Source organism: Nodosilinea sp. P-1105, from assembly GCF_012911975.1.
Classification (GTDB): domain Bacteria; phylum Cyanobacteriota; class Cyanobacteriia; order Phormidesmidales; family Phormidesmidaceae; genus Nodosilinea.
On the sequence record NZ_SMDQ01000031.1, the window covers coordinates 37,466 to 60,945 of the forward strand.

Consider the following 23,480-nt stretch of genomic DNA (forward strand, 5'->3'; position numbering starts at 1 on the left):
GAAACCTCTCTCTTACCGCCACCATGACCACTGCCACCCTCGACGATCTCAAGACTCGCATCAAAAGGCTGAACAGCAAAGCGGGTCAGCTCAAGATGGATCTACACGATATTGCCGAAGGACTGCCCACAGACCTAGAGTTATTGCCTGATACGGCGGCTCGGACCTACGAGATCTACTGCCAATTGCGTGACCTCCGACAGCAGCTAAAAACCCTGGAGCAAGCCCCATGAAGACCAAAGCCCAAGCCTTCAACCAAATCACCCAGGCCGAAGACTACTTTGCTTTTTTTGGCCTGCCGTATGATCCCCAATTCCTAAATGTCAATCGGCTGCACATCCTGCAAAAGTTTTCTCGTTTGATGAAGGAACAAGGGATTGAAACCCCTGACCTAGACGATGATGCCACCTTCAACCATTACCGCAGTCTATTGCAAGCAGCCTATAGCTTGTTTGAAACCTCGTCGCCCTTAGAACAAAAGCTGTTTAAGGTGTTCAACCAGAAGCCCAGCAATGTGGTGCTGCTGTCTGACATTGAGGTGGAATAACCTCTGCATCCCCTCCTGAGAGGGGAACTGGAGCATGCACAAGTCCTCGCAGACCCACCCCTAGCCCCTCCAAGGAGGGGAACCGGAAATCCCCCACTTCCCCCCACCCTTCGACAAGCTCAGGGCAGCGCCCATCCACCCATCCACCCATCCACCCCCCATCTCCCCACCCACTCCCCATGCTCTCTCCCTCTGAACTAGAACGCTACCGTCGTCAAATGCAGCTTCCTGGCTTTGGTCAGGCCGCCCAGGAACGTCTGAAAGCCTCTACGGCCCTGGTCACAGGGGTCGGTGGCCTGGGGGGGACGGCTGCTCTGTACCTGGCTGTGGCCGGGGTTGGCAAACTGATTTTGGTGCGGGGGGGGAACCTGCAGCGGGACGACCTGAACCGCCAGGTGCTGATGACCGATGACTGGGTAGGCCAACCCCGGGTGTTCAAAGCTCAAGAGACCCTAGCGGCGTTGAATCCTGACATTCAAATCCATGCCCTGTGTGAATACGTCAATATCGACAACGCTGACGCCCTGGTGCAGCAGGCCGATATTGCCCTGGATTGCGCCTTTGACTTTAAGGAGCGGGATCTGCTCAATGCGGCCTGTGTGCGCTGGGGCAAACCCATGGTGGAAGCAGCCATGAATGCCATGGAAGCCTACTTGACCACCGTTGTACCGGGGGAAACGCCCTGTTTGAGTTGCTTTTACCCTGAAAAGCCCGACTGGGATCGCTGGGGCTTTGGGGTGCTAGGAGCGGTATCCGGCACCCTGGCCTGCCTGGCCGCCCTGGAGGCGATCAAGCTGATCACCGGGTTAGGTGACCCGCTGCTGGGGCAACTCCTAACTATGGACCTAGCCCGGGCCGAGTTTGCCAAACGCCGTGCCTACCACGACCCTGACTGTCCCGTGTGCGGCGGGTCGAAGGTGGGTGAAGGCAGCGATCGCGCCCTACCCTTAGCCCTATCAAGGAGGTAACCGTGGTCTATCCTCGCTATCCCCCTTGAGATGGGGGACTATACCCGCTCTACGGGAACATGGCCAAAATCCAAAATCGCCAATCCAAAATCCGCCCTGACCCACCCCTACCCACTTCGACAGGCTCAGTACAGGCCTCCCAGGAGGGGAGCGGACAACCCCAAATACCCAGCACATGCCCACCGCAGTGCCCACCCTCTCCATCCCCCTACCCTGCGGGAAGCCGCTCCGCGTCTACCCCCCATCTCCCCATCTCCCCATCTCCCCATCTCCCCCATCTCCCCATCTCCCCCATCTCCCCATCCCCCCATCCCCCCATCCCCCCATCTCCCCCTATGGCCATCACCCTCACCGAACTTGCCGAACTCCGCCTGCGCACCTTCCTGCGCGGCACCCCCAACTACACCCCCGATCGCGGCATTCGCCTAGCGGTCAAAGACGGCGGCTGCAACGGCTATGAGTACGACATCAAAATTGCCAACGCCCCCAAACCCGATGACCAGGTACTGGAATCGGGCAGCCTCAAGGTCTTCGTGGACCCCACAAGCTGGCCCCTACTGGACGGCATTGTGGTGGACTACATCGACAGTCTGCTGGAAAGCGGCTTTAAGTTCACGAACCCCAACGCCACCGACACCTGCAGCTGCGGCAAGTCATTCCAGGCGGGCAATTGCAGCCCAGCAGGAGTGCCCTGTTCGTAGGTTTTAGGTTTTAGGTTTTGGGCTACTCCGTGAACCGTGAACCGTGAACCCGACACCCGATACCCGACACCCATCCACCCAAAAGGAACCCCACCATGACCACCTATCAAGTTCGACTGATCAACAAAAAGCGAGATATTGATATTACTATCCCCGTTCCTGATGATGTGTACATTCTTGAAGCGGCGGCAGAACATGATCTCGATTTACCCTCTTCTTGTTGTGCTGGAGCCTGCTCTAGCTGCGTTGGCAAGGTGATGGAAGGAGGCGTTGATCAGGAGGATCAATCTTTTCTAGATGATGAACAAATAGAAAAAGGATTTGCCCTTCTCTGTGTTGCTTATCCTCAATCAGACTGCACCATTAAAACCCACATGGAGGCCTATCTGGTTTGAGCGAGTGGCCCCATCTCGTAGGGTGCGTCACCGCCAGACGTGACGCACCAAGGTTAACCTTTTCCTTGGAGTTGCGTCATGTTTAGCGGATTTACAGTTTCAGGAGCATCGTTACAGGTGTTGAATGTGGGCGATCGCGGCACCATTTCCCGCTTCACCCGAGTTGATCCATCAACCCTATCTCATTTGCAATCTCTGGGCCTAGATCGCGGTACAAAAATTGCCGTTACCCAGCGCCACCCCAACTTTATGGTGAGCACTGAGGATGGCGATTTGACCTTGCCTCCCTCGCTGGCAAGGGCGATCTATGTGCGTCTGACCGGCCCTAGCTGAAATAACCCACCCCTGCCCCTCCCAAGAGGGGATAGAACCCACCCCTGCCCCTCCCAAGAGGGGATAGAACCCACCCCTGCCCCTCCCAAGAGGGGATGTCGATACCTGATACCTAACACCTAATTCTCTAGGAGCAAACCCATGACTAAAATTGGACTATTCTACGGCAGTACCTCAGGCGTCACCGAGGAAATTGCCGAAAAAATACAGGCTGCGATCGGTGAAGATCACTGCGACCTCTACAGTATGGAGGAGGATTTTGATGATGTCGATGATTTATTAAAGTACGACTATTTGATCCTGGGCTGCTCCACCTGGGGGGCTGGGGAACTGCAGAATGATTGGCGCGAACCACTCTTTGATATGGAGATGGACAAGCCTGACTTTACCGGTAAAACCATCGCCCTATTTGGCCCTGGCGACTGCGAAGGGCACAGCAAGCACTTTGTTGGAGCCTTGGGCATCTTATACAACCAGTTTAAAGCCCTGGGCGCAACGATTGTTGGGGCGGTTTCTACGGACGATTATTCCTTTGAAAAATCCTCCGCCATTCAAGACGACAAGTTTGTGGGACTACCCCTAGATGAGGTAAATGAAAGCGAGAAAACCGACGATCGCATTGCTAACTGGCTGGAAAGTCTAAAGGCGGATTTTCCAGCGATCGCCTAACTCACCTCTCCCAGCCTCCTCACGGTGCATTGCTGCGCTAATGCACCCTACGGCACCAACCTATCTCATCCACCCCTTCACCCGCCCACCCTTACAGGAGGTGATGCCCTTGAACTAGCTACTTTTGTACCAAAGACCATTAGGAGGATCTGACTTATTCCCATTTAGATTGCATCAAGGAGACTAAGACTATGGCTACTGCTAAAGAGATCATGACCGATGACGTCGCTACCATTAAAGGCTCTGCGACTGTAGCCGAAGCTGTGCAACTGATGAAGTTCAAAAAGCTCCATTCTTTGATTGTGGAGCGCCGTGGCCCAGAGGATGCCTACGGCATTGTCACCGATACCGATATTGTTAACAAGGTGGTGGCCTACGGTACCGACCCCAAAACCATCAAGGTTTACGAAATCATGAATAAACCTTGTTTGGTGATCAATCCCGATTTGGGGGTTGAGTATGTGGCGCGGCTGTTCGCCCACTTTGGCATCGATCGCGCCCCAGTGATTCAAAATGACCTGATCGGCATTGTTTCTAATACCGATATTCTGCAAAAGAGCGACTTTGTAGAAAACCCCAGAGTGCCCCTGCTACAAAAAGCACTCCAGGCACAGACCGCCCACGCCCGTGGTGTATCTGCCGCCAAAGGCCCCTACTCCAATGCGGGTAAAGAAGCCTGGGCCGCTGTGGCTGAACTAGAAGCAGAACTCGCCTTCTGTCAGGGCCAAGCCCCTGCCCAGAGTGCTGTCGAAGATGCCCCTGCCCCAGAGCCTGCTCTGGCCTAGCCCTACCCCTCGGCGGTGGAATCTCTCCATTCTGCCGCCGAGAAACAGACTCTTGCCCTACGCCTACTTCCAACCCCACGCCTCACCATGCCCATCGCCCACGACATCACTGAACTGATTGGCCGTACCCCCTTGGTACAGCTCAACCGCATCCCCCAAGCCGAGGGCTGTGTTGCCCGGATTGTGCTGAAGCTGGAGGGTATGAACCCGGCCGCCTCCGTCAAAGACCGGATTGGTTTCAATATGATCCAGGCCGCTGAGGAGACCGGAGACATTGAACCCGGCAAAACTGTATTGATTGAACCCACCTCTGGCAATACCGGCATTGCCCTGGCTATGGTGGCCGCCGCCAAAGGCTATCGGTTGATTTTGACCATGCCCGACACCATGAGCCTGGAACGGCGGGCCATGCTCACGGCCTATGGGGCTGAACTGGTGCTGACCCCAGGGGCACAGGGGATGAAAGGGGCGATCGCCATGGCTACCCAACTGGCCCAACGGGTGCCCAATGGGGTAATGCTGCAACAGTTCGAGAACCCGGCCAACCCGGCCATCCACCGGGCCACCACCGCCGAAGAAATCTGGGCCGACAGCGACGGGGCGGTGGATATCGTCATCGCCGGGGTGGGCACGGGCGGCACCATCACTGGCATTGCCGAGGTGCTCAAACCCCGCAAACCAGACCTCCAGATTATCGCCATCGAACCAACCAACAGCCCCGTGCTCTCCGGTGGTGCCTCCGGCCCCCACAAAATCCAGGGCATTGGGGCCGGGTTTGTGCCTCCGGTACTGCGCCCTGACCTGCTGGATCAGGTGGTGACTGTGACCGACGAAGACGCGATCGCCTACGGTCGTCGCCTGGCCCGGGAAGAGGGGCTACTCTCTGGCATTTCCAGCGGTGCTGCCCTGGCCGCCGCCATCCAGGTGGGCCGCCGCCCCGAAAACCAAGGCAAGCTGATCGTCGCCATCCAGCCCAGCTTTGGGGAACGCTACCTGAGCACCCTACTGTTCAAGGACATCGAGCCCCCCGCCCCTTCGCTGCTGGCCGACTTGGAGATTCCCACCCTGCAGATGGCGTAGTAACAGGCAGAAGGAGAACGATGATGACAACTGAACTACTCCACCAAGATTGGCTAGTGGATGGGGCGGGTCAGTGCCAGTCTCGTCCTACCCGTCGCCCCTGGGACTTGTTGCAAGATCACTATTACCTGCACCAGTTCCTCAGCGATATTCTGCAGATTCTGGCCCACGCCCCCCACGAACTAGACCAGTGGGATTATTTACCCCCCATTCGCTGCCAGGTCCGCCAACTTATCCTCAACTCCTACTGGTTGCGCACCCAACGGGCAGACCCCGACCCCAAAACCGGCACCACCGTGATCACCCTCTACGACGAAATTGGCTATCCCCTGACGGTACAAAACGTGATCACGGCCCCCCGCGTGACCACCCCGATTCATAACCATGGCACCTGGGGGGTGGTGGCGCTACTGGAAGGGCAGGAACGCCATAGCTTCTGGTCGTACCCCGCCAAGGGCGATCGCATTACCCTTGCCAGCCAACAAGTCTTCAGCGCCGGGGAAATTATTAGCTTTAGTCCTAAGGCCATTCATCAAGTGGAAACCCTGGGACCTGGGCCTGCTCTCACGTTTCAACTCTATGGAGATACCCAACCCAACGCTCGTTTTCAGTTTGATCCCGAGACCTTAACGGCCAAACCCTTCTAAGAGGTGGATGATGACCACTGTGATCTTTTACGAAAAAGCGGGCTGCATCAACAATACTCGTCAAAAAACGATGTTGAAGGCGGCTGGCTATCGAGTGATTGCCCGCAACCTATTGCTTGAACCCTGGAGCCGCGATCGCCTGCGTCCTTTCTTTGGTGACCTGCCTGTGGACCAGTGGTTCAACACCACCGCCCCGGCCATTGCCACCGGCCTGATTGTCCCCCATCGGCTAGACGCTGAAACAGCCCTGGGGCTAATGCTGCTTGACCCGCTGCTGATTCGCCGTCCGCTGATCAAAGTGGGTAAACAGTGCCACGTCGGGTTCGACCTCGATTTTATGGAACAGTGGATTGGCCTGAAGACTGCTCTGGATCTGCACCAAGCGAAGTCCTTACCGGACTTAGAAACCTGCCCTCGCTCTACTCACCCTGCCTACGGAGGGGCTAGCCTAGCCCAACCATAATGTGTGATTTTTTAAACCGCTGGCCTCTCTCCAATAGCCCAAAGCCAGCGGGAGGATTTATGAATTGTGAACCGAGATGGACTCAATACTACGAAGCGGTGGCAGGCCGCCCCCCTCGCCCTACCCTGGTCAAAGCACTGGCCGCCTACGCCCAAGATGCCAACCCCTTACCGAAGTTTGCCGTGGACCTGGGCTGTGGCGATGGCCGTGACACTGTAGAACTACTCAGCCAGGGGTGGCGGGTGTTGGCGATTGATGGGGAACAGGAGGCGATCGCCCGCCTGCGACAGCGCTCTGACTGCAATCGCCTCTACCTAGAAACCCGGGTGCAACGCTTCGAAGCCCTGACCCTACCGCCCGATGTCAGCCTGATCAACGCTAGCTTTTGCCTACCCTTCTGCCCACCCCAGCACTTTGTCCACCTTTGGGAAGAAATTGTGGTCGCCCTGGCCCCCGGCGGTCGATTTTGTGGTCAGTTGTTTGGCGACCAAGATTCCTGGGCCGCTTACGCCGACATGAACCACCACAGTCGTGAGCAGGTTAAGGACTTGCTAACCCCCTTTACTGTGGAGTGGCTGGAGGAAGAAAATCATCCCGGAAAGACCGCCCTGGGTGAAGACAAGCACTGGCATATTTTCAACATCGTTGCCTGCAAGCGGTAGCCGATCTACGCTCTATCAACCAGCATCGATAACCTGAGGTGCCCGATTACGGCATGGCAAGCTCGCTAACAACGTCTTCCTCCCTTAGCGGATGCCCAGAAGGTAGGGAAAAACCGTGTTTATTTATAGCCCTTGTCGACGTAGCACGCCTTCCTGAAAGCCTTCGTCATAATAGGTGGTTGCCCGAAAGTTGTCGTAGGGTAGGCCATTCAGGGCATCCTGGAGCCCACGAAAGAATTCCTCTTCAGAGGATACAGTTTGCCGACGCTCCGCCTCTGTAGCTCGCTGCTCAGCTTCAGTTGCTCTGCGGTTGGAATTGATCACAGCACTGGTTCCTGCCGCCGTCCCCACTCCCAACATGAAGTTGCCAAAGCTAGCCTGAGCGATATTGGCCGTTGGTGCCAAAGATGCGATCGCAGTGAACATAGATAAACCAACAGCTATCAAGGGTTTCATCATTTCAACCTCTGTACTTCAGTTAGATAACGTTTAAACATCGCCAAGACTTGATGTATGGGCTGGAAATCACCTCTCAGAAGGACGGGCCGAAATCCAACCATCGACGGTCGCAGAGGTGATTCGTACCTGACCATCTACCCGACCTAAACGCAGCACAGTTTGACTAGCCGCTATCCAGGCTTCCCCTTCTAAGGTTTCAACGTTTTCCATTTGATAGATTTTCGCAATCCCAAAATTGTCATCAATGATGTCAATGGTGATGTAGTTTTCCAGGCTCTCCCGACTCTGGACTTGCCTAAATGATTGCTCTAGTATTCGTTGATGGGCATATATTCCTTCCAGGTGGGTGGTAATCGTTGAGAGGCCGCTACCAGCCTTAATTGTCACCACCGTTACGGCAAATGGAGCGATCAAGTCAAGAATTCTTTCTACATCCTGGTTAGCTCTTGCTGCTTCTAACTGGTCAATGACAGCCTGAACATTTCCTTCTGTCATTTGGGCCGCAGCCTGCGCTAATTCCACCGAAGGGGACGCTGACATCGCCTTTACCGGCAGTGAAATTGATGCTGTTGTCAGACAACAAGCCAAAGCAGAACAGACTATAAACTTTGACTTCATACTCCCAGGCTCCATCCATGAAACGAAGTTGGTTAAAAAAATGCTTGATGACCTCTACCCAAGTTTCCATTAGCTATAGCTAGAGACCAGAGCCTTATTTTAGCGCGAATTGACCCCACATGCGATAACTAGGACCAGGTGTAAACGCTACTCACAGGCGGTTACAGCAATGGTGTAACCGCTGCCGTTAACCCCACCTAGGCGAACATTTACCACCGCAGGTTGCCGTCCAGTAGGGGACTCAAATAGAACCGAAACAGTCATACCAGCCTGTAAGTCGGCCCGCTCGCTAAATGCTTTTTCAAAACCACTTTGGGGTAGTCTTAAGCTGATCGGCATTCAGAATTCACTAGTAAAATTGTCCCGAAAGTCTTGCCGTAAAGGCTTTGCAGGAGATTTAGGGGGCAAGCCTAATGGTTTGGGACGTAACCCAACGGTATTGGGTGGTGCTCGGTCATATAGGGTCAATCGTCGGGGGTGCCGTCTGCCTCTGCAGGTTCCAGGCTGATGTCAGCCTGATCGAGAAATAGACCATCGTCAGTGGCAAAGACGCTACTGGCGGTCATGGTATTGTCGGTTTGGCTGATGCGGGCGACCCCTGCAAATTCGGAACTACCCCCGGCGGTATACAGTACATTGCCCCCAGATTCAAGCTGTTCTGCAATATCTGCCTTAATCGCATCACGGATTAGCTGGGCACCAGCTTCAGCCACCTGCTGCAATGGTTGCCACCGGGGGGGCTACGATTAGCCCAATTAAGCCACCAACCACCCCACCGGTCACCAACCCTCTACGAGTACGGCGCTTGGCATCGGTAATTTTGAGCTTGCCATCGGCATCTTTGGCCACCACTGCAGCATCAATGATGCCAATCAGTCCGGCTTTTTTACCCTGCTTTAGATCAGCCATTACCGTAGTGGCTGCATCAGGGTTGTTAAAGGCGGCCACAATCACTTGAATCGGGCGATCGCTCATCGTTTTCTCCAATATATCTTTAGCAATTGCAACGGACTTTAGCAATTGCAACGGATGTCATCACAGGGACCGCCGCTGAACGCCCCAGGCAGATATAGACACAGCCCAACTGGCTATGCCCGATATCTCCCTGGCATTGGCCCAGCTATTGGACCTATGGGTTCAGTTAGCTTTCGCAGGCAGCAATCGAAATCGAATAGAAGTTACCATTGATGCCTCCTAACCTGGCATTAATCAAAGCAGGATGACGCCCCGTAGGAGACTGAAACGGAATCACATAGGTGGTTCCAGCTTCCACATCGGCTCGACCACTAAAGGCGGGTTCTGAGCCCCCTTGCGGTAGGCGCAGGTGAATATCGAGATGGTAAGGGCCAGTATTTTCAGCGGTGACCAGTGCGACGAAATAATCAAACTCTGGACTGTTGGGTACCAAAAAATCGGTATGCCAGTTATTTCTGCTGATCACCCGGTTCTCAATCCGCTTGCGCACTTCGGTTTGACCTGTAGTTACCTCCTGCAGTAAAACACAGGGGTTCTCCATCGTGTCGGCTTGAGCCACCAGTGGATCAGAACTAGCCTCAGCCGGGGACATAAACATACCAGGGGCGAGGGCTAGGCTAGTGGCTACACCAAGGGTTGCGGCAAAAAGACGTTGGAATCTAATCATTTTTAACCTAAAAAAACCATAAAAGTCGCATAACCAAAACTCCGGACAATTTTTGACAGCCCGCCGCAGAATGTGAATTTTAAACCTCTTCTCCAGTGGCTTAGTCAATGGGAATTCTAAGTAAGGCTTTCAGCACTTACTCGAAAAATCCTCCGGGTTATATCGCTATCCTACGTGAATCGTGAAAATTCGTAGGGCAGGCGTCTCGTCTGCACGGGCAAGATGCCCATCCTACCTCCATGAATCAACTCAGATTGCTATGGATGCAGAACAATAATAAAGCGAAACAGGCAAAGTAGACGCAAGGAAGAGTGGAAAACAAGCAAAATTGCGTTTTTTGAATAATAGGGCTGAAAGGCTAGACGTATGATTATGCTGATTTGAGTCTTACGCTATAGAATTGCTAAGGGTTGAACCCCATGCAGTCTTCTTAACATTTGTTTTTGCAACACCAGGCTTCAGGGAACCTATTAAAGTAGTACAGCAAGGCAGAAGTAAGAAGGCAGAAGGCAGAAAGGGAATCCCCTATGTGTCCGGGGTTTTGCCACCCAGAAATAGCAGTGCCATTTCTGCCGTGGAGTAGTAGGCCCTAAATATAATTATCGAAGGTGATTATGATGAAAATTCGCTCAATCCTGTCCTATTCGCCTTTGGTCTATGGCGCTGCCGTCATAGTTTTGAGTACTCCCCAGATCGTTAACGCAACTGAACACCTGCCCGCCATCCCCATGATTGCCCAACGGGCCAACTGGAACTTATTCGGAGAAGGAGAAGGAACCCTATCCATCGGCAACCGCCCCAGCCAAACTGTAACCTTTGTCACTGTCACCGGTCGCCCCAATCAGATGGTTCAGGTTTCTCTGCGTTTGGCAGATGGCAACCTACAGTGGTGGGATGGGCAACTGGTCAGTCGCAGTGGGAACGAGGCTCAGATCCAGTTAATCAGTGCCGGTGGGGCTGATGCTACCGGTACACTCACCGTCCGCTACCAAGGCAACACTCTGATCTCCCTGAGCGGTAGCGGCACCCTTGATGGCCAACCCTTGTCGATTCGTTTCACCATCGCCGACGACAGTGTCAGCCGTCCCCCGACCGCCGACGTGGTGACCCTAGCGCAGCAAGGGCAAGGGGTGTTCGGTCTTCAAGGGCGTCCAAATCAGAACATTACCTTTGCTTCGGTAACAGTTCAGTCTGATGATAGGGCTGAGCTATCGATTCGCTTGGCCAATGGTAGCAATTTGACGTTTTCGGGGCAGCAAACCCGCAAAACAGCTGAAGACATAGTTCTCAACCTTACTGCATCGGGCAATGCAACGGCCCAAGCACCGGCCAACATTCGCTATGGTCCTAACAACTCGATAATCAGCATTTCGTCGAATGGCACTCTGGATGGACAGCCTTTCTTCATTCAATTTAGTGGTCAATAGAATACCTGGAAATTAATACAAAATCTCTTTGAAAGAGCATTAAAGGCCATTTCGTTTGTCTTTCAGGCAGGCTACGCTAATGCGAAGCGGTTCCTTCGGAACAACAACCCGTCCTCGTCGCTGCCCTGCCTAACACCATCATCTGCCGTCTAGCCGAGAAGCTGGATGTCTGTTCTTAGCGTCGCTTCAAGGTCTGAGACGGCAGTTCGCCAAAGAGTTTTTTGTAATCTCTAGAAAAGTGACCTAGGCTAAAAAAGCCCCACTGATGGGCAATGTGAGCGACGGTTTCTGGCTTCGGATCAGCGTTGAGCAGGGCGCGGCGGATGCCGTGGAGACGCTGTACCTTGACAAAGGCCATTGGTCCCATGCCCAGCATCTCCTGGAACCCATACTGAAGCGATCGCTGGCTGGTGCAGACCGCCTGACAGATCTGGGCCAGGGTTAGGGGTTGATCCAGGTGGTCCATGATGTAGGCTTTGGCCGCGGTTACCAACTCAGCCCGACGGTAGGACTGGGGAGTATCGGCCTGGTGGAGCGGGGGCAGGGCATCAATTAAGAGTGGCATCAAGTCTTGCTCCAAGAGAGTCGCAAACTGGGGGGCACTGCACCAGGTCTGATCTGCACTGGACTGGAAGAGTTGAAGGAGGTAGGCGCGAAGGGGAGAGAATTGATCCAGAGCAGGCACTACCATGTTGCATTGGAGGAACGCCTCGTCTAAATCGTAGCGATGGGCCAGGGCCGCATAGTGCTGAAACAGTTCCTTGGAGACATTGATCTGGCACTGATCTTGCCCCGCTGAGGAGGTAATGAGATGAACCGGACGCTCTACATCAAAGCCAAAAATGGCATTGGCCACTAGGGGTCGATCGCGGGCAAAGGCGGGCGTTGATGGTGAGGAGAGCAGCACCACAAACCTGAGGCAATGGGGGCGTTGGTCGCTAGTCACCTGCAGCGATTGGCTCGCTTGCTGGCGGGTCACCGTCAGGCTGGGGCTCAGCGCCCAGGCGGCCAAATGCCCTTGAAATGTGCCCCTGCTGAGCTGGGTCACCTGTAGCCCACGAAGGGCGATCGCCTCGCCAAAATGGTCTACATCGTTAAAGGAAGCCTCTCGGTATTGCGGGCGATCGGCCTCCGGCAAACTAGGGAGCAGTTGAGCAGAGTCATCTCGATTTTGGCCAAGTGCCTTCATGCTTCACCTCACAGCAATGCTGACCATAGATTCTTTAGCGGTACCATCCCCAGCATCCATAGAAACCATCGTTGGGTGCCATGGAGTCATCCTTTCCATCTATCACGAAAAACATAAGGAAATTGTGAGGAAAAATAAATCTACTTATTCACTCATTGATTTTATCCAATGCCTATTCCCCGCGTTGCTCGCATCGCTGTAGGCAACGCGACGAGAGTGGTCAAGGGTACATCCCAGTCGTCCAATCTGCTGGGCCTGCTAGGCCTTGCCAAGACATTAAAGAAAAACCACCTGCCGACTATGCGATCACGCTCAAAGCACGGCACCGTGAGGGATAGCCGCACGTGGTGTGTTTAGAATGATCCACTTATAAAACGCTGCTGAGACGAAGTAAAGCCAAACCTCCAAAACTTGCGGTTTTTGAATAGTGGTGCTAAAAACTTAATCTGCAACTCGCCTAGACTTGCGGTTTTTGAATAGTAGGGCCGGGGCGTTAAACCTACAATCGACACAGCTTTGGACTGAAGCGTTTTTGCTCCTCCCCAGAAAAAATCACCGCTTCAGCCGTCTTCTATGTACTTTAGCTGTACTGCTGTGTTGAGGACGTGAGTCATGCGTTGTCGGATTAGAGGGCTTATCCTAACTTAGCCATCATCGCCGCCCTGGTCTTGCCAAGTCGCCCACCCAATACTGCCGTGTTTTTTACCCGTCACCTGTCCAAGATGCTGTTCGTCATGGGTTTGGCGACGGCGTCCTGCTTTATCTATGCGATCGTGCCGCAGTGGGCGATCGTAAACATCCTGAAACTCCCCTACAGCGAAGCTTTCGCCACGACCTATTTCGATCAGGGGCACTATTTCTTCTATTACCACTGGGGGGTCATGGTCGGCTTCATGGGGGTGGTCATGGTGGTGGCCGCCTTCAAGCCATCCTGGCGAGCCCCGGTCGTCTTTTACTCCTTTGCCGAAAAAGCCTGGATGGTGGTGCTCTACATCGCCTCACGGGGGTTTGCCAACCCCAGCACCTACGGTTACTTTCCAGTTTTAGTGGTGGATTCCTTGGTGTCGCTGTGGACGCTGGGCTACTGGATCGAGCAGCGATCTATCTTTCCCGATCCAGAGATTGCGTTCCCGTCAATTACCGCTAATTTGGAGACTCCTTCACAGACCGCTTTGTCAGATTCCGAAAAAATAGTCTGACTTAGGCAGTAGGCAAATTGCGTCAGCAATCTAACGTTTCCAGTCAGCGGTTGCCGTGGCTTTCCACATTCCACCAACCAATCTCGACAATCCGCTGCACTAGGGTTGTTATGCCGCAGAAGTCGTCGTTTCTAGATGCGATATCAATTGACAGCTACTGATGTGCTTCCATGTAAGCTCGTAGCAATTGGTTGATCTGAGTTTGATAGCCCCGGCCATGGGATTTAAACCACTCCAACACATCGCTATCAATGCGGAGCGTGACTTGAGTCTTGGTTCTTGTAGCAGGTAACCCCCGCCGCACTACCGCCTTAGCAAACATTTCTGGCGTAATCTCTGGGCAATCCGATAAATCAATATCTTCATCGCCCATAGCATCCAATCGTTGCCAATCAGTTTGAGAGTTGCTGGAAGTAAATTCGTTGTTCATATTTCGTCGCTTTCCTTGCAGAAATAATACGGATGCAATCCTCACGTTCTGTATGGACAACGGCAATCACACGCCCTTGCAACAAGCCAAATGTGACAAAACGCTCCTCTCCATAATCGTGACGATTGTCTTCAACCGTCACGATATCGCCATCAAACACGGTGGTAACATCGATGAAATCTACTCCGTGCTTACGGAGATTAGCCAGACGTTTTGCTTCATCCCACTCATATTCCATAACTAAACGGCAACCATACCCACTAATTGTAGCTACAAAACGTAGCTACAGCCACTCGGGTTAGCCATATTCCATCAGAGTAGCTACCCCGCAACGCATAGGCTCACGCTCACGCCTCGATTAAACGAGGATCAGGAACTTCAAGATTTGGTAGTGCCTTTTAGTAAAGGACAGAGGAAAAGCTGAGCCCGCCCTGTTCTGCTAGCTTCTCTCTGACGCAGCGATTGTAGTCGTGGATGAATAGCCAGATGGCTCCAATGTGGTTCTCTAGCTTTTTGGAGAACGACAGCGTCTTCCGTACCAGTCGGGAAATTCGCTGCCTCCGGGTGTTGTTCAGGCGTTCGATGTAGTTCGTCAGACCGCTCTCTTTGCCAACAGCAACATGCCTTTGCTCGGAATCACCTCAACGTAAGCCTCCCAGTAGTCGGTGTAGACTTTGGCACGTTGTCAGTAAACCGCCGGGATGGACTGCCATAGGGCGATCGCCGATTCCCTGGAACGGTCGCTGATGTGGCAGTCGATGATTTCTCGGGTATCTGCATCTATTGCCAGCCAGACCCACTGCTTATTGCCTTTGTTGTCGACAAATGACCAGAGCTCATCCATCTGCACTTTCATCTTGCCTTTAGGCTTGGGTACAACGCCTACTGCTTTTGGCACGGCTTCGTAGCCAGCGTTGGCATGGCCTTGTAGCCAAGTAGCAGAGTCTCCAGTGGCTCTGGCGATGCCAACGAATGGAATCTTGTCTAACAGCAGCAGATTGACCAAAGCCCGAGTGTCTTGGTCTTTCGGCTTCCACTGCGGATCCTCTACGAATTGGCGGTTGCAGTCTCGGCACTTGTAGTTCTACTTACCGCGCCTAGTGGTACCGTGCTTGCTCACACTGATCCTGTGTCACTACTCGTTATCTCAAATTTAGTCGCCCCCTTCGCGACTATCTCCTAACCTCAAACAAGTCCAGATGTGGAGTTCTGCCTGTAGAAAAACTACAGTTCCCGAGCTGGTCTTGGCATGAGATTATACTTCTATGTCACTTTCGGGAAATAGCTTATGAACAGTCGATTCAAAAAGCAAATCTCACTTTTAGGCAGTATTTTGGGAGTCAGCCTAATTGCACCCACTATATTTTTAAGTATTTCCTATTTTGAGTACATCAGTGCTACCAGAGCTATGTTAAGAGCAAATGTTGATAGCGGTGTTCAACGAATTGACTTCTTACTAAAAAATGGCAGCGATGTTCTATCAGATGTCGCTAGAAACGTTGATCCTAATACTCCAAACGATCCAAATTCCAAAGCAATACTACAGAGAATAGTTTATGACAAGCCCTTGTTTCGGGAAATCGGGATTATTAATAATCAAGGATTTTTGACTTTGACCAGCTTTGGTCCAGTTGATCCTCCCCAAAAGGTTTCACTCGATCAACGCTCCAACCCCAACGATAGTTCACTACAGATTCTAGGACCACTTCAAACAGTTGTCATGGGAGAAGAGTCCATTGTTTTAAGTCTACCTACTCAGGAACTTGGCGAGGTAAATGCCTTAGTACATCCAATCATTTTAACAGAGCCATGGGGGGTTGACCGATCTTTACACCTTGGCAATGATGGATTCTTTGCTTATATCAATACAAAAAATGGCGAGATTTTAGCAGGAATTGGCATTATTCCTTCTCTTGAAACAATAAAGAACGAACAAACAAAAAATTTGATCCGATTTAGTCGAACATCGTATAACGGTGATGTGCTGGTCATTAGCGAAGTATCCAAAAACTGGGCCTTGAAGAAATGGCGCAGAATGTTATTCATTAGCGGCCCGATCACAGCATTAACTAGTGGTCTTATGTTTTTTGGGGCTCTACAACTGATCAACCAATTGGAAGGACTAGATCGCGAACTAAAAAGCGGACTTGAAAATAAAGAATTGGTGATTCACTATCAACCTATTCTCAACTTAAAAACCCGTGAATGTGTCGGTTCTGAGGCGTTGTTGCGATGGTATCACCCTGAGCAAGGGATTTTATCACCTGGTTTATTTATACCTGTGGCCGAAAAAACTGGCTTAATCAACGAAATTGGAAAATGGGTGGTCATGCAGGTTTCCCAGGAACAGAAACAGTTATATGATAAGTACTTAGATTTATATACATCTATCAATGTTTCGCCAGGTCAGTTGAACTCTGGCAGTCTAGACGATCTTATAAACTGGTTCCAAAAACCATCAGAGGAAAATCAACCCTGTCAACCTCATCGATTTGTCTTCGAGATAACTGAATCTGCAGCAGCAATTAGACCCGGAACTATCACAACTGATATTTTATCTCGTTTGCGTACATTGGGATCTCGTATTGCTCTAGACGACTTCGGGCAGGGATATTCAGGCTTAAGCTATCTGCACCAATTAGATGTTGATATTTTGAAAATTGATCGATTCTACGTTGCAGCTATTAACCAAAATCCTCAAATCACTAACATTCTAGAAAGTATTATTGATCTGGGAAACAAAATGGGTTTTACTATGGTAGCGGAGGGCATTGAAACTGAAGAACAGCATCAATTTCTTTGTAGTAGAAATGTTACATACGGCCAGGGCTGGCTATATTCTAGGCCAGTTCCTATTCAAGAGTTTGAGTTGTTCCTGAATAGATCGAGATCATCTGTTGATGACTAATTTAGTAATTTGGAGAACTGGTTATCTGCCAGCGGGACAGCAGCTAGCGATCGCCCGTGCTATGCTCAAAGACCCACCTATCCTAGTGTTAGATGAGGCCACCCCAGCGCGTCTGGGCGCTCGGAATTGCGATGATTGATACCTACCGGACGTAGATAACCTCTGCTTCTTGCCGATAACTTGACTTCGTTCTGGTACAGCAGAATTCTTAGCTTTTTTGTCGCATCAAAATGTGAAACTTTATGAGTTCAATGTCTTTTCGATGCGGCGATCAGGAACAAGCCACACGACGGCAACCAGAATATATAACGCACAGGCAAACCAAGGGATCGCAAAAGCAAGGGGAATCGCAACGGCATAAATCAATACCGAAAACTTTCCTTTCAGATCCCGACCAAGAGCGTTTGCAATGGTGGAATTTTGACCATGGTACAAAATAAGCGTTCGGGTTAGAGCAAAATAGGCAATCGCAGCCAGCAATAGAACTACACCATAAAGCGCAACGGGCAGCGCTCCAAAGTGATTCTCACCCATCCATGCTGTAGCAAAGGGAAATAACGATAACCAGAACAACAAATGTAGGTTTGCCCACAAAGTTGCACCATTTACGTGTCGGACGGCCTGAAACAGGTGATGGTGATTATTCCAGTAGATGCCAACATACACGAAACTCAACACGTAGCTTAGGAATGTTGGAATCAGGGGAGCTAGCGCCACTAGATCTGACTCCTGAGGTCTTTTTAACTCCAGCACCATAATGGTGATAATAATGGCAATCACCCCATCACTAAATGCTTCTAACCTGCCTTTAACCATTTTGTATATACTCCTTGTCTGCTTACCGCATTGTCTAACCACTGTGCACAAAATGCTTGTCCGTTTATTCACGATTCATCAGTACAGTGAAGTAGCGGCAGATCGCCTCAAACCTTGTATCAGAATCGATAGTTTATCCGCTTCAAAATTTGTTATGTCAGTACAACATGAAGGTGAACGAAAAAGCTGAAGCCAGAGTCCCTTAAACAAAGGCTTTCAGGCGATGGATTATGCTCATCCTCACAAAGTTTGGTATTAACCTTGCACGATTGGGGTACGCTCCACGGCTACCCGATCCCAATGTCCTAAATTTGCTGCTGCTTCATAAGTGCTTTGGAGAAAAGCAAGGATTACTATATCTGGTTCACTAGCTTGTCTTACTATCTCATAGGGTAGGATAAACTCTTGCAACTCCGAGCTACAGAAACTGCCATAAGAAGCCTCTACTTAAGGAAAATATATACCAAGTTCAGATCGAGATCTGTAGTTTTCTCTAAGGCATTGTTAGACAAGTGCACCCTGGCTTAACATTCAAGCTAACGCTTAGGACACGCCTGTGGGTGTGGTCGTATCCTTACCTTATATTACTGTGTTTTAACGATTCAATAAAAACTCATTGTATGCTTTTTAAGGTTTCTAAAAGCACTTTATCGCCTGTATCAATTCTTACCACCCCAAGCCGAGGATTTTCTAAATCAAGGATGATATACGTAATTCCAGATATAGTTATGCAGAATATAACCATATAGAATAATGGTCTATTTTCATTGGTGGACATATCCTGGCCGACTAAAAAAGCTGAAGCCAGGGCAAGAGTGAATAGTAAAATGTAAACAGTTGTAGGTGGATGGGTGCGGGTCGCTTGTAGCCGTTCATTGGCAATATCAATCATGTCATTGGTAGAGCTTAGAACCAAGGTCATGATCCCAGGATTTTTATCTATTAGAACAGAAGCATTAGCAATTTCCCAGATTTGTTCTTGCAATTTTAGACTTTGGTGAAAATAAGAATTAGATAGTTGCCGATTGGCATAATACTCAAATACATTGATGCGAGATTGAACATACTCTCTATAAAGTGGGCGCAACTTATCTTGAGCATCCTGTGGTAGTAAATCAAGCCTAAGATAGGCAGTACCAATGGCATTTGCCTCTTGTAAAACTAGCTTGACTCGGTGCTCATAACGGGATAATGTCCCCGTAAAGGTAAAGGCTAAGATTAAACCTAAAATGGCAAAAACAGAACTTTCAACTGCACTAGATCCTTCGGTTTTGCTTTCTGGATGTTTTTTCAGTCTGCGCTTACCTACCCTATAGCCAGCTTCAATACTTCCAGCCATACCTAAGGAGAGCAATATTGCTGATATGAGTGCTATAGCTATAAATTCCATAATTTATCAAAATAAATGGTGCTGATTATCATTAACTTTATCAACCAGAATTTTCGATCGTGCTCAAGATGTAATTATGGAGGTTAGAATTTCTTATAATACTCCTAGCATACCAGTGTGTCCCCCATCTGCACGTCTTTCCAAACCGTCAAGAATGGTCGCATTTGTCTGATCATGAAAAGACTTGATGATTTATCGGCCTGCTCATGGACGATGACTAAGCGTTTGCGGCCATACTTCTTCATATGAACCCTTTAAAATCGCAGACCGGCCCGCAATCCCAGAAATAGAGCATCGCTGAAACTCTGGTTTGCGGGGTTGATGTATTGCACATCCCCCGTCAAGTGAAACCATGGCGTAATCGCATAGTTATAATAGGCTTCCAGGCCAGAGCCATTACCAAAGTCAATGATAGGATTGACAGTGCTTTGCAGCGCATCGCTGAAGTTCCAGTAAAAACCACCCAACCCGAAACGATCTTGGGGTCTTGTGGCGAATAGCCCTCTGCCACCAAGGCCTGCAACCACTGACCCCTGAATCGGGTTGGGGTTGCCATCGGCAAGCAACCCCCTGAAGTAGATGCCCCAACCTTCACGGGGGTTATCTGGCAGTTGTTGCAGTAAATGGCTGAACTGGAACGCAATAGCGTAGGATCCTTGTTGAGTGCCACCTTCGATGTTTGGTGGCAACAGAATATCGTTCAAGTCTGGCCCTGCTTGAGTGCTGTAGGTGCCCGTGAGGCTAACGGTGGTTGGGCGATCGCTGATGGTAGTGGCGTAGGTGATCCCAGCCGAGAAGGTGACTCCGTCTGCAAACAAATTCTTGGGCCAGTAATTGTTGGTCTGGTCGTTGGGATCATAGACCATGACGGTGAGGGCAACGGGGTCGAGGCGGATGTTGGTGATCGCCCCAAAGATGGTGGGTGGCAGGACACCACTGGGAGGAGCGACGAAGGAAAGGTTCATAAATCGCTGCGTACCCCAACCACCAAAGAAAAGGTCACGGGCTAACAAGTCGAGCACGTTAATTTTGCCAATTAGCAGCGAAACATCGCCCAACCGCTGGGATAGGTAAAGCGAGGACGCCACTAAATTTCCTGAGTCTCCCAGTGGAAGAGCGGCTCCTGTATTGACAGGCCAAAAGGCTCCCTGGGCAGACGGCAATGGAGGAATACTGCCGTACCGTAGTTCCAGATGGGTATTGAAACTCCCCCCCTCCCAGAGGCCCAGCTTTTCAGTATCAAAATTGATCAGGGCATCGAAGCGCCCCCCGTAGTTGAATTCACGGGAGCCGGAACTGATCACAGCCCCCTGCAAAAACTGCGTGAAGTAGAGGTCGAAGGTGACGCCACTGTCGGCGAGTTGCGATCGCAGCCCGCCCCAATCCCCTGTCAACGTTGGTCGTTCCCAAACACTGGGCGGTGGTTCACCGCTGCTGTGTTGGGCAATGGCTGGCGCTGTTGCAGAAATAGGGGCATTCCCGGCGAGAGATGCCGCTGCTGGGCCGGTTGAAACCGGATACAGATCAGCCGCCTGACTCGACATTGCTGACGCCGAATCATCAGGAAAATCTGCGATCACATCGGCGCAATCGGTTGCTTGAAGGGCAATAAGATTTTGACAGGGGGTGGCATAGCCTGGATCACCCCATCCCAGCAGGGGAATGATCAGCGCCCCACTGCGTAAGACAGACAGAGGCCAGATGGTCTGCCTAGAAGTTGGTCTATAGCGATAATTCACTCGGTTTCAGCGGGTGTTTGGGCTGTAACAACGGACAAGAGATGACTCACAATTGTCTGGCTTACGCCGCTCGTGTCGCGGCGGGCAGCGCCACGAGCTCGGCTAGCTCGGCCAGGGTTTGGGGGAAAAGACTGGGCTGGGTGGGTTGCAATTGAATGTTGGGCACGCCGCCCATGAGTTGAAAGGCCCGTTGTAGGGTGCGATCGCGCCAAATATCTGGTTGTGGCGAATGTTTTATCCCCTCGGCGCTGAAACTCCATTTCCAGCCGCCCAGCATACCGGCCACCACCCGGTTGGCCAAATTGGCAACGATTTTGCTACTGCTGGGGTCGCTCAACGCCTGCTTGTTGATCCAGGGGGATTGCCGCCAGTGGAGGATTAGCCAGGCCAAAGAAACCATGTCGTGGGCGACCATGGAGCGGGAGGCGATGACTAACCCCTGGGGCGGGGCAATCACATGGCCCAGGTCGGGGCCGAAGGTGGCCAGTACCTTGTCGGCGGCGGTGACCACCAGGCGCTGCTTTTGTAGCAGGGTGGGAACGGTGTTGGCTTCGGCGGTTTTTTCTTGAATGCTCTTAGCGGCGTGGTGGTACTCAGGCGGGTGTCGTAGCGCATGTAGCCCACCACCGACTTGAGGCCAAGGGTGTTGCCCAGCAGGGCGTGGCGGCTACAGCGGGGCATGGACACAATGTGATCCACCTGCCGCAGCACGTTTGGCAGGGTGACGCCCTCCCGCCAGTGGGAACCGGGGGCTGGTTGCTCGGTGTAGAAACTGTCCCAGCCCGCCTCTTCAAAGAATGCCCACTCCGCCCCGGCCTCCAGAACGATATCCAATAGCCCCGCACTCTTGGCCAGCTCGCGACTGCTGCGGCCCTTACACCCCTCCGGGCGCTGATCCAGATGGCCAACGCCGCTCATGTCGCCCACAATCACCCGCCCTGCCCCCTTTTCCTTCAGTAGGCGCACCATACTGGCGATCGCTAGGGGGCTGGTGGTAGACGGGTAAGGTTTGCCAGAATTGAGCACCGGTTTGATGAACACCGTGTCGCCGGGTCGCAGCCAGTCCAGGGTGTCCACGGCCAGGGTGGCCTCACGGATGGCCTGATCCATCTCCGGGGGAGAGGGATCGCGGTTAAGGGGGGCTAAGCTGACGATTTCCTGCGGTGCGAGGGAGAGAGACATGGGAACTTCCATCCTGTGGAGTCTGATTTTTTACCCTGGTATTTTCAGGGCGATGACTGAGCCGATAAAAATCCTCAATTCCTAGGTAAATCAGCTCAGAAAGGCTGCGAATCCATAGAACATTTCAGACTTTTGGGGAAAGAAGCAGTTTTGGGAAAGCCATCTTCTGCTTCGAGTGCCACCGTAGACCAAGCACCATATAGCGATGAAAGGCCTCAGCGTGGTGTGAGCGGGTCTACTCCAATCACCTATTCCAATCACCTATAGAGAAATGCTCCACAAAAGTAAAGCGAACTCGCATAAACTTGCGTTTTTTGAATAGAACCTGAGGCGTTGTACCGATGATCTATGTCGTTTTGTAGCAGGGTATTGTTTGGCCTCTTCTTAGGGAGATAGCATCATCGCGCTAGTCATTTTTGATATGCGTTGGCTGTGCGTGAGTGGCGCTCGCTTGGCACGTCCTTCGCACGGATGTTGTGAATCATGCTGGTGTTGTGAATCATGCTGGTGTTGTGAATCATGCTTTCTCGGATTAGATCCTTTCTCCTCACTGGGGCCATGGTCGCTGCCCTTGTGCTGCAAATGGCCGTTCCCCCGGCCTTAGCCCAGGAAATTTTGCCTCGACCGGAACCCACCTTTCAGGGCAAGATTGGTGTCACCTACCAAGAGTCTCAGCCGGATACCGCCCTGTTTCAAGCCACGAAGGCCCCCGCTGGGGCTCCCAATGTGTTGTTGGTGCTGATTGACGATGCGGGCTTTGGCTCGGCCAGCACCTTTGGTGGCCCCATTGCCACCCCCACCTTTGATCGGTTGGCCGCCAACGGGTTACGCTACAACACTTTCCATACGACGGCCCTGTGTTCGCCGACCCGCGCTGCCATTTTGACTGGGCGCAACCATCACTCGGTGGGGTCGGGCACCATTCAAGAGCTAGCCACGGCCTACCCCGGCTATACGGGGTTGATTCCCCAAAGTACGGCCACCATCGGCCAGATTCTCCAGCGCAATGGCTATAGCACCGCCTGGTTTGGCAAAAACCACAACGTCCCCGACAACCAGACCACCAGCGTCGGCCCCTTCGATCGCTGGCCCAATGGTTTGGGCTTTGACTATTTCTATGGGTTCATCGGCGGTGAAACCGACCAGTGGTATCCCAATACTGTTCGGATAAACAGAATTTCAGTATATTTGCACTGTTCTGACAGAGCAGGTGTATGGTGCAACTCAAGGA

The 23,480-nt window shown here is 51.8% G+C and carries 30 protein-coding genes and 2 pseudogenes; 16 read left to right on the forward strand and 16 right to left on the reverse strand.

The annotated features are described in order from the left end of the window. The first annotated feature begins 23 nt into the window (after nucleotides 1-23). From E1H13_RS14255 to E1H13_RS14310, 12 genes are all read left to right on the forward strand, one after another. Entirely contained in the window at nucleotides 24-233 is a 210-nt protein-coding gene (locus tag E1H13_RS14255) for a CCE_0567 family metalloprotein (RefSeq protein WP_169614088.1), read from the forward strand. Then, on the forward strand, nucleotides 230-547 hold the full coding sequence (gene nifW, locus E1H13_RS14260; protein ID WP_169614089.1) for a nitrogenase-stabilizing/protective protein NifW: 318 nt from the start codon (nucleotides 230-232) through the stop codon (nucleotides 545-547). The genes E1H13_RS14255 and nifW overlap by 4 nt, the downstream gene beginning before the upstream one ends. 179 nt (nucleotides 548-726) lie before the next feature. Then, a complete protein-coding gene (locus E1H13_RS14265; protein WP_169614090.1) occupies nucleotides 727-1,515 on the forward strand; it encodes a HesA/MoeB/ThiF family protein in 789 nt (262 codons plus the stop codon). A gap of 335 nt (nucleotides 1,516-1,850) precedes the next feature. Beyond that, nucleotides 1,851-2,216, forward strand: coding sequence for an iron-sulfur cluster assembly accessory protein (locus tag E1H13_RS14270; protein ID WP_169614091.1), 366 nt, complete (start codon nucleotides 1,851-1,853; stop codon nucleotides 2,214-2,216). 95 nt (nucleotides 2,217-2,311) lie between these two features. Then, a complete protein-coding gene (locus E1H13_RS14275) occupies nucleotides 2,312-2,611 on the forward strand; it encodes a 2Fe-2S iron-sulfur cluster-binding protein (protein ID WP_169614092.1) in 300 nt (99 codons plus the stop codon). A gap of 78 nt (nucleotides 2,612-2,689) precedes the next feature. Next, nucleotides 2,690-2,944 carry a ferrous iron transport protein A gene (locus E1H13_RS14280; RefSeq protein WP_169614093.1) on the forward strand — a complete coding sequence of 85 codons (255 nt, stop codon included), beginning with the start codon at nucleotides 2,690-2,692 and terminating at the stop codon, nucleotides 2,942-2,944. A gap of 141 nt (nucleotides 2,945-3,085) precedes the next feature. Beyond that, nucleotides 3,086-3,613: a flavodoxin gene (locus E1H13_RS14285; RefSeq protein ID WP_169614094.1), complete on the forward strand. Its 528-nt coding sequence runs from the start codon at nucleotides 3,086-3,088 to the stop codon at nucleotides 3,611-3,613. 191 nt (nucleotides 3,614-3,804) lie between these two features. Further along, nucleotides 3,805-4,398: a CBS domain-containing protein gene (locus E1H13_RS14290; protein WP_206070511.1), complete on the forward strand. Its 594-nt coding sequence runs from the start codon at nucleotides 3,805-3,807 to the stop codon at nucleotides 4,396-4,398. Between the two features lie 87 nt (nucleotides 4,399-4,485). After that, a complete protein-coding gene (cysK, locus tag E1H13_RS14295; protein WP_169614095.1) occupies nucleotides 4,486-5,478 on the forward strand; it encodes a cysteine synthase A in 993 nt (330 codons plus the stop codon). A gap of 23 nt (nucleotides 5,479-5,501) precedes the next feature. Continuing rightward, complete coding sequence (locus tag E1H13_RS14300) at nucleotides 5,502-6,125, forward strand: cupin (protein WP_169614096.1); 624 nt, start codon at nucleotides 5,502-5,504, stop codon at nucleotides 6,123-6,125. A 10-nt stretch (nucleotides 6,126-6,135) separates the two neighbouring features. After that, nucleotides 6,136-6,588, forward strand: coding sequence for an ArsC/Spx/MgsR family protein (locus E1H13_RS14305; protein WP_169614097.1), 453 nt, complete (start codon nucleotides 6,136-6,138; stop codon nucleotides 6,586-6,588). Between the two features lie 59 nt (nucleotides 6,589-6,647). Next, entirely contained in the window at nucleotides 6,648-7,250 is a 603-nt protein-coding gene (locus E1H13_RS14310; protein WP_240966636.1) for a class I SAM-dependent methyltransferase, read from the forward strand. Between the two features lie 123 nt (nucleotides 7,251-7,373). On the opposite strand, the gene E1H13_RS14315 is transcribed toward E1H13_RS14310, so the two are convergent. The 6 genes from E1H13_RS14315 to E1H13_RS14335 form a co-directional block, all read right to left on the reverse strand. Then, complete coding sequence (locus E1H13_RS14315) at nucleotides 7,374-7,676, reverse strand: hypothetical protein (protein ID WP_206070513.1); 303 nt, start codon at nucleotides 7,674-7,676, stop codon at nucleotides 7,374-7,376. A 99-nt stretch (nucleotides 7,677-7,775) separates the two neighbouring features. Continuing rightward, nucleotides 7,776-8,327 carry a hypothetical protein gene (locus E1H13_RS14320; RefSeq protein WP_169614100.1) on the reverse strand — a complete coding sequence of 184 codons (552 nt, stop codon included), beginning with the start codon at nucleotides 8,325-8,327 and terminating at the stop codon, nucleotides 7,776-7,778. 147 nt (nucleotides 8,328-8,474) lie between these two features. Beyond that, on the reverse strand, nucleotides 8,475-8,666 hold the full coding sequence (locus tag E1H13_RS14325) for a hypothetical protein (RefSeq protein ID WP_169614101.1): 192 nt from the start codon (nucleotides 8,664-8,666) through the stop codon (nucleotides 8,475-8,477). 125 nt (nucleotides 8,667-8,791) lie between these two features. After that, nucleotides 8,792-9,040, reverse strand: coding sequence for a hypothetical protein (locus E1H13_RS26910; protein ID WP_206070515.1), 249 nt, complete (start codon nucleotides 9,038-9,040; stop codon nucleotides 8,792-8,794). After that, a complete protein-coding gene (locus E1H13_RS26915; RefSeq protein WP_206070517.1) occupies nucleotides 9,033-9,302 on the reverse strand; it encodes a hypothetical protein in 270 nt (89 codons plus the stop codon). The genes E1H13_RS26910 and E1H13_RS26915 overlap by 8 nt, the downstream gene beginning before the upstream one ends. A 166-nt stretch (nucleotides 9,303-9,468) precedes the next feature. After that, the gene (locus tag E1H13_RS14335; RefSeq protein WP_169614102.1) at nucleotides 9,469-9,969 is read right to left on the reverse strand and encodes a hypothetical protein; all 501 of its coding nucleotides are present in this window, start codon (nucleotides 9,967-9,969) and stop codon (nucleotides 9,469-9,471) included. A 617-nt stretch (nucleotides 9,970-10,586) separates the two neighbouring features. Between E1H13_RS14335 and E1H13_RS14340 the strand changes: the two genes are divergently transcribed. Then, nucleotides 10,587-11,396: a hypothetical protein gene (locus E1H13_RS14340; RefSeq protein WP_169614103.1), complete on the forward strand. Its 810-nt coding sequence runs from the start codon at nucleotides 10,587-10,589 to the stop codon at nucleotides 11,394-11,396. Nucleotides 11,397-11,571: 175 nt separating this feature from the next. On the opposite strand, the gene E1H13_RS14345 is transcribed toward E1H13_RS14340, so the two are convergent. Further along, complete coding sequence (locus tag E1H13_RS14345) at nucleotides 11,572-12,585, reverse strand: helix-turn-helix domain-containing protein (protein WP_169614104.1); 1,014 nt, start codon at nucleotides 12,583-12,585, stop codon at nucleotides 11,572-11,574. Nucleotides 12,586-13,280: 695 nt separating this feature from the next. Between E1H13_RS14345 and E1H13_RS14350 the strand changes: the two genes are divergently transcribed. Continuing rightward, nucleotides 13,281-13,784, forward strand: a complete 504-nt coding sequence (locus tag E1H13_RS14350) for a hypothetical protein (protein ID WP_169614105.1) — start codon at nucleotides 13,281-13,283, stop codon at nucleotides 13,782-13,784. A 154-nt stretch (nucleotides 13,785-13,938) separates the two neighbouring features. On the opposite strand, the gene E1H13_RS14355 is transcribed toward E1H13_RS14350, so the two are convergent. The 3 genes and pseudogenes from E1H13_RS14355 to E1H13_RS14365 form a co-directional block, all read right to left on the reverse strand. Continuing rightward, nucleotides 13,939-14,214: a BrnA antitoxin family protein gene (locus tag E1H13_RS14355; protein ID WP_169614106.1), complete on the reverse strand. Its 276-nt coding sequence runs from the start codon at nucleotides 14,212-14,214 to the stop codon at nucleotides 13,939-13,941. Continuing rightward, the gene (locus E1H13_RS14360) at nucleotides 14,177-14,452 is read right to left on the reverse strand and encodes a BrnT family toxin (RefSeq protein WP_169614107.1); all 276 of its coding nucleotides are present in this window, start codon (nucleotides 14,450-14,452) and stop codon (nucleotides 14,177-14,179) included. Before E1H13_RS14360 ends, E1H13_RS14355 begins: the two co-directional genes overlap by 38 nt. Nucleotides 14,453-14,612: 160 nt before the next feature. Further along, nucleotides 14,613-15,340 (reverse strand): annotated as a pseudogene (locus tag E1H13_RS14365) (IS1 family transposase). Between the two features lie 162 nt (nucleotides 15,341-15,502). Between E1H13_RS14365 and E1H13_RS14370 the strand changes: the two are divergent. Next, the gene (locus E1H13_RS14370; protein WP_169614108.1) at nucleotides 15,503-17,122 is read left to right on the forward strand and encodes an EAL domain-containing protein; all 1,620 of its coding nucleotides are present in this window, start codon (nucleotides 15,503-15,505) and stop codon (nucleotides 17,120-17,122) included. Nucleotides 17,123-17,362: 240 nt separating this feature from the next. Here E1H13_RS14370 and E1H13_RS14375 read toward each other — a convergent pair whose 3' ends face one another. From E1H13_RS14375 to E1H13_RS14395, 6 genes and pseudogenes are all read right to left on the reverse strand, one after another. Beyond that, a complete protein-coding gene (locus E1H13_RS14375) occupies nucleotides 17,363-17,938 on the reverse strand; it encodes a TMEM175 family protein (protein WP_169614109.1) in 576 nt (191 codons plus the stop codon). A gap of 255 nt (nucleotides 17,939-18,193) precedes the next feature. Continuing rightward, a pseudogene (locus E1H13_RS27995) lies at nucleotides 18,194-18,367 on the reverse strand (DUF5996 family protein); the annotation flags it as partial. A 184-nt stretch (nucleotides 18,368-18,551) separates the two neighbouring features. Next, entirely contained in the window at nucleotides 18,552-19,328 is a 777-nt protein-coding gene (locus E1H13_RS14380) for a hypothetical protein (protein WP_169614110.1), read from the reverse strand. Between the two features lie 254 nt (nucleotides 19,329-19,582). Then, nucleotides 19,583-21,067, reverse strand: coding sequence for a carbohydrate porin (locus E1H13_RS14385; RefSeq protein ID WP_169614111.1), 1,485 nt, complete (start codon nucleotides 21,065-21,067; stop codon nucleotides 19,583-19,585). Between the two features lie 61 nt (nucleotides 21,068-21,128). Continuing rightward, the gene (locus E1H13_RS14390; protein WP_169614112.1) at nucleotides 21,129-21,578 is read right to left on the reverse strand and encodes a hypothetical protein; all 450 of its coding nucleotides are present in this window, start codon (nucleotides 21,576-21,578) and stop codon (nucleotides 21,129-21,131) included. Continuing rightward, on the reverse strand, nucleotides 21,521-22,249 hold the full coding sequence (locus E1H13_RS14395; protein WP_169614113.1) for a DUF362 domain-containing protein: 729 nt from the start codon (nucleotides 22,247-22,249) through the stop codon (nucleotides 21,521-21,523). The genes E1H13_RS14390 and E1H13_RS14395 overlap by 58 nt, the downstream gene beginning before the upstream one ends. 558 nt (nucleotides 22,250-22,807) lie before the next feature. Between E1H13_RS14395 and E1H13_RS14400 the strand changes: the two genes are divergently transcribed. Further along, nucleotides 22,808-23,480: sulfatase-like hydrolase/transferase (locus E1H13_RS14400; RefSeq protein WP_278002517.1), on the forward strand; the 673-nt coding region annotated here is incomplete at its 3' end.